The organism is uncultured Clostridium sp. (assembly GCF_934754915.1).
In the GTDB taxonomy this organism is placed as follows: domain Bacteria; phylum Bacillota; class Clostridia; order Clostridiales; family Clostridiaceae; genus Clostridium.
Genome location: NZ_CAKVKB010000113.1, coordinates 1 through 10,754, shown reverse-complemented (window position 1 = coordinate 10,754; position 10,754 = coordinate 1). Strand labels below are relative to the sequence as shown.

At 27.6% G+C, this 10,754-nt stretch carries 8 protein-coding genes; 7 read left to right on the top strand and 1 reads right to left on the bottom strand.

All coding sequences use genetic code 11. From position 1 onward, the window contains the following. The first annotated feature begins 82 nt into the window (after window positions 1-82). The 6 genes from Q0F58_RS14310 (at window position 83) to Q0F58_RS14285 (ending at window position 8,477) form a co-directional block, all read left to right on the top strand. On the top strand, window positions 83-580 hold the full coding sequence (locus Q0F58_RS14310) for a J domain-containing protein (RefSeq protein ID WP_294377901.1): 498 nt from the start codon (window positions 83-85) through the stop codon (window positions 578-580). Window positions 581-750: 170 nt separating this feature from the next. Next, window positions 751-1,599 carry a hypothetical protein gene (locus Q0F58_RS14305; protein WP_294377897.1) on the top strand — a complete coding sequence of 283 codons (849 nt, stop codon included), beginning with the start codon at window positions 751-753 and terminating at the stop codon, window positions 1,597-1,599. Then, complete coding sequence (locus Q0F58_RS14300) at window positions 1,578-3,938, top strand: SNF2-related protein (RefSeq protein WP_367118196.1); 2,361 nt, start codon at window positions 1,578-1,580, stop codon at window positions 3,936-3,938. Before Q0F58_RS14305 ends, Q0F58_RS14300 begins: the two co-directional genes overlap by 22 nt. A 660-nt stretch (window positions 3,939-4,598) precedes the next feature. Beyond that, a complete protein-coding gene (gene sigI / locus Q0F58_RS14295) occupies window positions 4,599-5,264 on the top strand; it encodes an RNA polymerase sigma factor SigI (protein ID WP_294377893.1) in 666 nt (221 codons plus the stop codon). A gap of 9 nt (window positions 5,265-5,273) precedes the next feature. Then, window positions 5,274-6,476 carry an anti-sigma factor domain-containing protein gene (locus tag Q0F58_RS14290; protein WP_294377891.1) on the top strand — a complete coding sequence of 401 codons (1,203 nt, stop codon included), beginning with the start codon at window positions 5,274-5,276 and terminating at the stop codon, window positions 6,474-6,476. Window positions 6,477-6,686: 210 nt separating this feature from the next. After that, window positions 6,687-8,477: a bifunctional homocysteine S-methyltransferase/methylenetetrahydrofolate reductase gene (locus tag Q0F58_RS14285; RefSeq protein ID WP_294377888.1), complete on the top strand. Its 1,791-nt coding sequence runs from the start codon at window positions 6,687-6,689 to the stop codon at window positions 8,475-8,477. A gap of 255 nt (window positions 8,478-8,732) precedes the next feature. Here Q0F58_RS14285 and Q0F58_RS14280 read toward each other — a convergent pair whose 3' ends face one another. Further along, window positions 8,733-9,593: a DMT family transporter gene (locus Q0F58_RS14280; RefSeq protein WP_294377885.1), complete on the bottom strand. Its 861-nt coding sequence runs from the start codon at window positions 9,591-9,593 to the stop codon at window positions 8,733-8,735. A gap of 145 nt (window positions 9,594-9,738) precedes the next feature. Here Q0F58_RS14280 and Q0F58_RS14275 point away from each other — a divergent pair, with 145 nt between their 5' ends. Next, complete coding sequence (locus tag Q0F58_RS14275) at window positions 9,739-10,599, top strand: pyridoxamine kinase (RefSeq protein ID WP_294377882.1); 861 nt, start codon at window positions 9,739-9,741, stop codon at window positions 10,597-10,599. Window positions 10,600-10,754 lie beyond the last annotated feature (155 nt).

Genomic DNA, 10,754 nt, shown 5'->3' with positions numbered 1-10,754 from the left:
ATAATATTAGTAATAAAAAAATTTTCTGAAAATATATTTATATAAGGATCATATATAGGAATTTAAGGGGTGTGAGTATATATTGAATCCTTATGAAATTTTAGAAATTGATAATACTGCTTCACCAGAAGAAATAAGAAAAAAGTATCAGTATCTTGTAGAAGAGTATACTTTGAATCAGGATGAAACAACACAGGAAAAGCTGGAACAGCTGAATAAAGCATATGATATGCTTATTAATTCTAATAATATGTATGCAGAAATAAGGAAACTGATAGAAAATAAGAATTTCCTGCTTGCAGAATCAAGGCTTAATATGATAAATGATAGAACAAGTGCTGAATGGAATTATCTTGAGGGGTTTGTATGTGTTCAAAAGGGATGGTTTGAAACTGGATTGAATTATATACGTAAGGCATTGGAGCTTGATCCAGGCAATACTGAATATATGAGCAGTATGAACACACTTCAATCAAGAATTCTTGAGTATGCTACTAAATATGCTAATCAGGGAGTAAGACCAACAGCCAGAAACAATATGAATGCATGTGGCGGCGGAAATAATGGAGGAATGTGTTAAATAACACAATTAAAATAATTACACAATAAAGGGAGTTGCAAAGTGGTTTGTTTATTGCAGCTTCTTTTTTTATCCAAGTATTTTTTATTTGAATATATATTATGATTATTTAAAGTGATATAATATTCAAGCGTATGTACAACTTAAATTGACTTTTGGAGGTGGATTAAATGAAAATATCTGAGCTAGAAAATATTGTGATGAAAAATTCATCAAAGATAAATATTACAAGAGGACAGGAATTATCAAAGAATAAATTTTTTGATATAGATATTCGTAAAGTGGATGAGTTTTATAATATTTATGGGACTTTTAAAAGTAATGACAGTCTAAAAAGATGTAAGCCTCATTTGAGAATAGACTTGAAAAATAAAAAGGTTGTATTTACAAAATGCAGCTGCAGCATATTTGAGGAAAATGATTTGGATGGAAGAATTTATATGTGTGAACATCTTACAGCAGCAGGAATGAAGTTTATCCAAAGTATAAAGAAAAGACTAAAAGCAAAGCATAAAATCAGTGAAAGACCTGATAAGAAAATAATAAAAGAATTAAAAGATATATATGAAACGATTAACATAAATAATATGAAAATTTATGATGAAAAGGAAAAAATTAATATAAATATTTCATTAAAACAATCAAAGGAAGAAAAAGAAAATTTGTTTTATGTGAGTATGCATATGGGAAACTCAATTATGTATACTATAAATAATATTAAGGAATGTATTTTTGCTATAAAAGATAAAAAAGAATATTCTATTGGAAAAGGTTTTATTTATAATTATAAAAAATATTATTTTAGTAAAGAAGATGAAAAAGCATTAGACTATCTTTATGAATTTTTAATGATAAGCAGTGATGAAAATAAGAATTTTATTAAAATACATTCCAACATATTACGAAAATTTCTTGAAAATTTTAATGGTAGACAGATTAAATTTACATATAATTATCAAAATTATACAAGCAAGATTTTAAAAAATAATCTTCCTTTATCTTTTACAATGAAAAAATAAATGGCGAATATATTATTACAACCAAAAAAGTATTTCCTGTTCCTTTAAATAATAATATGGACTTGTTTTTGTATGACAGAAATATTTATATTCCTTCTTTTGAGCAGATCAATCTTTACAGGGTATTATATGAAAACCTAAAGAAAAATAATAAAATAGTATTAAAAAGTGATATCTCAGATGAAGAATTCAATATATTAAATAAAGTAATTACATCAATATCACAAAATGTTTTTTATGATGAAGCTGTTATTGAAAAAATTAATGAGGGCTTAAAAATAGAGTTTAATTTTTCAAGAGAAAATGGAAAATCAATATGCAGAGTTTCTATAAAGAGCAGTGTCTTAGAAATGGATTATTGTCAGGCTTTGAAAATAAATAATGATAATATGAATGTATCAAAAAAATTAAATGAAATTGAAAGAATTTTAAACAGATATAGGTTTTATTATAAAAATGAAGTATTTCAGTTTCTAGGGAATGATGAAGAATATTATGAATTTCTAAAAAGTGGAATGAACAAAATAGGCGAGACAGGAAATGTATTTACTGACATAGATTGTTCAAAATATTTTAAATTAAATAATGGAAATTTTAAGGAATTTTCAATAAGGAAAAATTCAAAAGGAAAATTTGATTTTCATATGGGACTTGAAAATATACAGTCTTACGAACTTAATCATATTGCACAAGCTTACAAGGAAAAGAAGAGTTTTATAAAACTTGAAAATGATACATTTATAAATCTTGAAAGCAGTGAAATAGAAAATGTTATGAAAATAATTGAAACTTTAAATTTAGATATAATAAGAGGTGCTGATAAATTTGAATTATCCTTTAACAAACTGTATTATCTAAAAGACAAAATTGAAAATGGAAAAATATACAGCGAAAATAAAGACAGATTATTAAAGCTGTTTGATTCAATAGAAAATATGAAAGACAAGATATATGAAGTGCCTGAAAAATTAAAATGTACACTGAGACAGTATCAAAAGGAAGGATATGAATGGTTTAGAAATTTGAAAAGTCTTGGTCTTGGAGGAATACTTGGTGATGAAATGGGACTTGGGAAGACAATACAGACAATTGCATTTCTTGCTTCACAAGAAGAAGGAACATCAATTGTTATTGTTCCAACTTCATTATTATATAATTGGAATGAGGAATTTAGGAAGTTTGCTCCAGATTTAAGAGTAGGAATTGTTCATGGGAAAATAAATGAAAGGAAGAAGATTATTGGGAATTATTTCGATTATAATGTTATATTAACTACATATGGAACATTGAAAAATGATGCTGAGTCTTATATGGGGATAGAATTTAATAATATGATACTTGATGAAGGACAGAATATAAAAAATCATAAGGCACAGATAACAGGCATAATAAAGAATTTAAATGCTTTAAATAGGTTTATTTTAACAGGAACACCTATAGAAAATAATCTTGAAGAATTATGGTCTTTGTTTGATTTTATTATGCCGGGATATTTATATAGTAATAGTGAATTTAAAAATAAATTTGTAAGAAATGATTCTAATATTGATGAATTGAAAATTCTCATAAAGCCTTATATTCTTAGAAGGACTAAAAAAGAGGCAATATTTGATATGCCGCAGAAACATGAAGAGAAGGTCCTGGTTGAAATGCCAGAACAGCAGAAGAATATTTATTATGGATTTGTAAATAAAATACAGGAAAATATAAAAGCTGATAATGAAAAATCAGTAAGCAGCATTACAATTTTTTCATATCTTACAAAGCTAAGAGAGTTATGTCTTCATCCTGGACTTATAGATGAAGAATATAAAGGTGAAAGTGGAAAGTTTAATAAAGTTATTGAATTAATAAAAGAAAGTAATGGAAAAGATAAAATTCTTCTATTTTCACAGTTTACAAAAGCATTGAAAAAATTATCAATTAAATTTGACATTGAAAATATTCCATATTGTTATCTTGATGGAAATACTAAAGCAGCAGAACGGATAAAAATTGTGGAGGAATTTAATAACAATGAAGAAAAGAGAGTATTTTTAATTTCATTGAAAGCAGGAGGAACAGGACTTAATTTAACAAGCGCAAATACTGTTATACATCTAGATCCATGGTGGAATCCATCAATAGAAGATCAGGCTACAGATCGTGCACATAGAATAGGACAAAAAAATAATGTAAAGGTGATAAAACTTATTACAAAAGGAACAATTGAAGAAAAAATAATCCTTCTTCAGGATGATAAAAGAAATATCATTAATGATGTGCTTACAAATGAACTTAATGACAGCAGTGTATTGACGTCAATAACTAATGATGAACTTATGGAGCTTTTAAAGTAGAACGAATATCAGATAAAGGCAAAATGCAATTTTTAATATTGTATTATATGCTGAAAATTTTGATCAAAATATAGTATAAATATGGATATTTCCGTATTTATACTTATATCTATATAATTCAAAAGGATTAAATATTATTATATTAATAATAAAACTAAATAACGATTAAAGAAATCTCTGCTAAGATTTTATCCTTCATTGTCAATTATCCATTGCACATTGTTAATTGGAATATATATGTTAGTCAGAAATTTTTTATTCTATAAAAATTATATTTTAGATGAAAGTTACAGATGTGAAATTAGCAGAAACACATATTCTTAGAATCAGATTTTTTATGTGAATTGTCTGCAATGTATTTATATGGTTGAAAATATACAAAAATTTATTTGGGAAAATTTAAGTAATTACATATGAATATTAAAATAATCATAAATTTATTTAAAGATGTTAATTTAAAATACTAAATATGTTAATATTAAAAGTGGACAAGTATGGTGATAATAAGGTGAATTATGAGAAAGGGTTTTGGTGTTTTCTAAAAATAAGTATTCTAATTTTTCATGAAAATACGGTTTTATAATATTTTTTTGATAAAAAAAGTACCAAAACACATAATTAAACTTGTATATAATAATGACCGGGGAAGGGAGCGCAGATATGCTCGAAAATGTTTTGATAGATTTAAATATTGAAGGACAAACTACAGTTGACAAATTGATTGAAAAGCACATGCCATTTATAATTAAAAGTATTTCTGATGTTACTGGGAGATATGTGTCATGTGAGAACGATGAAGAATTAAGTGTCGGTTTGCTTGGCTTCAATGAGGCAATTGAAAGATATGACAATGAAAAAGGACATTTTTTATCGTATGCTAAGCTTGTTATTTCAAGTAGAATAAAAAACTATCTAAAAGGGGAAAATAAGCATCAGCATTCATCTTTAGAGGAATTAACAGACATGGGGGTTGAATTTAAGGATGAAAAATTTGAACAGGAAGAAGACAACAGTCTTTTAGTTGAACAAATTGAAATGCTTAAGGCAGAAATTAATTCCTTTGGTTTTACTTTAGAGGATTTGGTGGAGGAAGCTCCAAAACAGCAAGCAACTAGAGAAAATGCAATCAATCTTTCTAAGCAGATATGCAAAGAGGAAGAATTTTTATCCTTTATGTACCTTAAGAGAAGACTGCCAATCAAGAAAATTGTAGTAAGGTTTGGTGTTACAGAAAAGGTAGTAAAAAGGAGCAAAAAATTTATTATAGCAGTTGTTATAATAATTGATAAAAACTTTAGTGCTTTGAGAAACTGGATCAGGAAGTAGGTGATATATATGAAAAAAGGTTTGATAATGGAATTAAAAGATGACTATGCTATTGTCATGAATGATGATGGAAGCATGGAGAAAATAGTGATTAAGCCACAGATGGCAGTTGGCCAAAAAATATTTTACTTTGATGAAGATATTGCAAAGGTTACTGAGATAAAATCTTCAACTAATAGTAAATTTAAATATAATTCGTTTATGAAAACTTTTGGTTCAATGGCAGCGATGATTCTTCTTGCATTTACATTTTTCTTTAATATGAATTATAGTAAAACTGTTGCAGTTGTAAGTCTTGATATTAACCCAAGCATACAGATAGAAGTTGATAACAATCAGAATATTCTTAAAGTTACTGGAATGAATGATGACGGAAGAAGTATTGATTTCAGTGGAATAAAAGGAAAGAATATAAATGATGGAATTAAAGCTATAAAAGATATTCTTGTTGAGAAAGAATTCTTAAAGGAAAATAAAGATGTTCTTGTTGGATTTGCTTTTGTAAAGAATGGAGAAAAAGCAGATTATGAAGATGAAATAAAAGAAGCTGTTTTAAATAATTTTGATACTGAAAATGTAACTTATATAAAAGCTGAAGATAAAACTGATGTAAAAGAAGCAGAACAACAAGGAATCAGCCTTGGAAGATATGAAGCTGCTAAAACAGTTGTAGATGAAGAAACAAAGAAGAAAATTGCAAATGTACCTGTAAAAGAAATTACAGAAAAGATAAAAGATAAAGAAAATGTTAATTATTACAATGCAGAAGAAAATAAAACTTCAGATGTAAATGCATCAAAAGAAAATAAACCAGAATATGTTCCAGCTGAAAAACCATCAGGTAATGTTTCTGATGATAAAACTGGTAACAATAATTCAGGAAGCAGCAAAGAACAAGGAAATTCTAACAATGTTAAGCCAGGCATAAATGCTTCAGGTGATGAAAAAGTTTCACAACCATCTCAAAAGGATGAAGTGAAACCAGACAACAAGTCAGAAATAAACAATGGCATGTTAGAACTTGAACCAGAAAAGCCATCAGGAAATTATGGAAAGAATGATTCAGGAACAACTATAATAGATCCTGATAAGAATACAATTGAAAACAATCCTACATCAGGTAAAATTGAAGAGGATAAAGTTCAAGAAATTGAACCAGAGCCTGTTCCAGAACAATCACCATCAGAGGATGTGTCAACTGAAAAGAATTAAAAATTAAGATAGAAAAGATACAGAGAAATCTGTATCTTTTTTGTTTTAAAAAAATAGAAATTCAGATATAATTAAGATATATATGTTTAAACTAACAATACATAACTGACAATTTATAGTGGATGATAAAATCTTTGAAAGATTTTTTGATTATTATTTAAAACATATATGTATTTTAATATAAGATAGAATTGGGGAGATATTTTAAACATGATAAAGGAATTTTTAAAAAATCACATACTTATATGTGATGGGGCAATGGGCACATATTACTCGGAAATTACAGGAAATGATGCATCTTATTGTGAATTTGCCAATTTAAATGATAAGGAAAAAATAAAAGCAATTCATGAAGAGTATATAGAAGCAGGTGCTGGATTAATAAGAACTAATACTTTTAGTGCAAATACATGGGAACTTGGAGTATCAAAATCTACACTGAAAGAAATCATAGAAAAAGGAATACAGATTGCAAAAGAAGCTGTAAATGGACGAAAAGTTTTTATAGGTGGAAGCATTGGACCTATAAGAGGAAATGAAGCTGATGAGAATTATGATGAGATTTTAGAAGAATATAAATTTATTGCAGATTGTTTTTTAGATAATGGTATAAATATTTTTATTTTTGAAACATTGAGCAATATGGACTACATTCAAGAAATAAGTTCATATATTAAACATAGAAAACCTGAAAGTTTTATATTGACGCAATTTGCTGTGAAACCTGATGGATTTACGAGGGATGGATATAGTTCAGCCAAAATAATAAGTGAAGTTAAAAGTATGAATTCAGTTGACAGTTATGGATTTAACTGTGGTTCAGGACCTCTTCATATGCTTGATATATTCAGAAATATTGAAATAGGAAATGATATTGTTTCTGCACTTCCTAATGCAGGATTTCCTGAGATAATACATACAAGAACTGTATATCCTAACAGTCCTATGTATTTTGCGAGAAAAGTGAAAGAAATAAAAAAAATGGGAGCTTCAATTATAGGAGGATGCTGTGGAACAAATCCTTCATATATAAAAAAGCTGAGTGAAATTATCGATAAGAAACATGAGCCGGTAGAAAAAATCATAAGATATGAAAAAGAAATCAGCACTTCCAAGAAAATTGTGAAAAATACTTTTAAAGAGAAAATAGAAAAAGGAACATTTGTGATTGCAATTGAATTATCAGCACCAGTAGATGCAGATACAACAAAAATAATGGCAGGAGCACAATTATGCAAAGAAAATAAAATTGATGTTGTTACAATTCCAGATTCTCCAATGTCAAAAGTGAGAGCTGATTCAGTAATTATTGCTTCAAAGATAAAGAGAGAAATTGGAATAGAAGCAATGCCTCATATGTGCTGTAGAGACAGAAATACAAATGCAATAAGATCGAGCCTTATTGGTGCACATATAGAAAATATAAGAAACATACTTGCCATTACAGGAGATCCTATAAGTGATGCCAGCAGAGTAGAGACAAAGAGCGTATTTAATCTTAATTCATTTAAACTCATAAACCTTATTAATGATATGAATGGGGAAATGTTTACAGATGACAATATACTTATAGGAGGAGCAATCAATCCAAATGTTAAAAATAAAGATGTAGAGTATAAGAGAATGTTAAAGAAAATGGAAAATGGAGCTACATTCTTTTTGACACAGCCTGTATATGATAATGATGCAGTTGAATTTTTAAGAAGAATAAAAGAAACTACAGATGCAAAAATACTTGGGGGAATTCTTCCAATAGTTAGCTATAGAAATGCAGTATTTTTAAATAATGAACTTCCAGGAGTGAAAATACCTGCAGAATGTATAGCTAGATTTAATGAAAATATGAGCAAGGAAGAAGGACAAGCGGTTGGAACTGAAATTGCATCTGAAATGGGGAAAAAATTAAAGGATGTATGTGATGGGTTATATTTTATTGCTCCTTTTGGAAGGGTAAGTATGATAATAGATATTGTTAATGAAATTAATAAAGGAAATAAGTAATATATCTTAATTGACAGTTAAAAATGCAATCTTTATAAGATTTTTTTGATGATTTTATTATGCATGAGATAATTTTCAGTATTAAAGAAAATAGATATTGCAATTTGTGATATATAACTAATAGAATATTTTTCATATAAAATGAGCATAAAGCAAAACAGCTGGAATTATAGGCTTTTTATAGCTAAGGTCCAGCTGTTTTTTGTTAATTGAAAGATTATGAGATATGATATTTTAATACTTTAATACTTGTGATTATAATTCTTTTCTTGATATAAAAAAATTTAAAATAGCTACTCCAAGTATAAGAGTATATCCTAAAACTGAAAGATAATCAGGCGTTTCTGAGAAAAGGAAAAATCCATATATAGCAGAAATAATGAGTCCCACATAGTCATATAATGCTATACTTGCAGCAGGAGCATTTTTATATGCCAGTGTGAGGAAAATCTGCCCAAATGCTATGCAGAATCCAGACATTATCATGTATATAACAGATTCCCTATTCTTATAATTCTCAATGTTTTTAAATGACATAGGAAAACTGAGCAAAAAGGCAAATACTATATTATAAAAAATTATAGTAAATTTATTTTCCTTACTGCCAATAAGTTTTATCATTGTAAAAGCAAATCCAGCGCATGCAGCTCCACATAAACCTATTAAAGCAGGAATTATATTTAAAGAAAGACTTGGTTTTATTATAAATACAGCTCCTATAAGAGTGATAAAAAGAAATAAAATTTGTTTTGTATTTATTTTATCCTTTAATATTACATATCCAAATATAACAGCAAAAGAAGGACCAAGCTTTGAAAGCATAGTGCAGTCAGAAAGAATCATATGATCAAGAGTATAATATAGTGCTGCAAGTGATAATGAGCCACATAATCCTCTTAAAAAAAGAAATTTTCTGTTTTCTCTTTTTCCAATAAAGGATATTTTATTTTTCATAATTACTATTGATATTATAAATAATGCAATCCCATTTGAAATAAATGCTTTTTGGTATATGGAAACACCCGAAGCCAGTTTGCTAAAAAGATTCATTGTGGTAAAAAATATTGAGGCTGTTATCATGAAACATATGGCTTTTAATCTTTGGTTTAACTTCAAATCTATCTTCTCCCTTCATTTGATTTGTTTTTCTCTTAGTAGGATTTCCAAGGAGAAAAGTTCTATTCTGATTTTTATAAAACAATTTTTTTATATGTAAAAGCATATTTCTAGTTATGATATAATCTTAATGAGGTGATTGATTATGAAAAAGCCAATAAAAAGAGCAGCTGTAATACATGATTTATGTGGAGTTGGAAAAGCAGCACTTACAAATATACTTCCAGTATTGTCTATGATGGAAATAGAAGTGTGTCCAGTACCTACGATGATACTTTCATCACATACAGGAGGTCTTGGAACACCTGTAATAGTAAAATTAGATAATTATATTGAAAAGGCTATGAATCATTATGGAAAACTCAATTTAGATTTTGATGGGATTTTCATAGGTTATCTTGGAGATATTAAAAATATAGAAGAATGCATAAATTATTTCGAAGAATTGGATAGAAATAGGTTGAAAAACAATATTGAGGAGAAGATTGTTATATTTGATCCTATTTTTGGTGATAATGGAGTGTATTATAGCAATTTTGATAAAAAGTATTCAGAAAAATTAAAACAACTTATCAAATATGCACATATAATAACTCCTAATTACACGGAAGCATGTTTACTTTCAGAAACGGAATTTTCAGATTATGTAGAAAGAGAAGAAATACATAAAATATGCAGAAGACTTTGTAAGTATGGATGCAGAAATGTTGTAATAACAAGTGTTCCATTAAAAGATAAAAGCCTTATAGGAACGGCTGTATATGACAGAGAAAGTGATTTGCTCAACATAATAGAAAGCGTCAGACAGGAGAAAAGTTATCCTGGAACAGGTGATATTTTTACTTCAGTTCTTTTCGGCAGTCTTATGAATGGTAAAAGTTTATTGAATGGCTGTGAACGTTCATGCTCATTTGTGGAAAAGACTATGAAAATAAGCAGTCAATATGATTATGAAGTTAAAGAAGGAGTTCTTCTTGAAAAATGTCTCAAGTATTTAAACGAATAAAATAATTAAATATGAATACTTCATAACTATAATTTTATATAATTCAAATCAACATATAGTATACATGTTTACAGTATGCTATATATTGATTTATTTTTGATGTTTATACTAAGTATGAAAAATCCTCGAATATGTGTTATAGAATTCAAATTATA

Coding starts and splice junctions, on each gene's coding strand:
- sigI (WP_294377893.1), top strand. CDS start 4,599: ATGCTCGAAAATGTTTTGATAGATTTAAATATTGAAGGACAAACTACA.
- Q0F58_RS14305 (WP_294377897.1), top strand. CDS start 751: ATGAAAATATCTGAGCTAGAAAATATTGTGATGAAAAATTCATCAAAG.
- Q0F58_RS14285 (WP_294377888.1), top strand. CDS start 6,687: ATGATAAAGGAATTTTTAAAAAATCACATACTTATATGTGATGGGGCA.
- Q0F58_RS14275 (WP_294377882.1), top strand. CDS start 9,739: ATGAAAAAGCCAATAAAAAGAGCAGCTGTAATACATGATTTATGTGGA.
- Q0F58_RS14290 (WP_294377891.1), top strand. CDS start 5,274: ATGAAAAAAGGTTTGATAATGGAATTAAAAGATGACTATGCTATTGTC.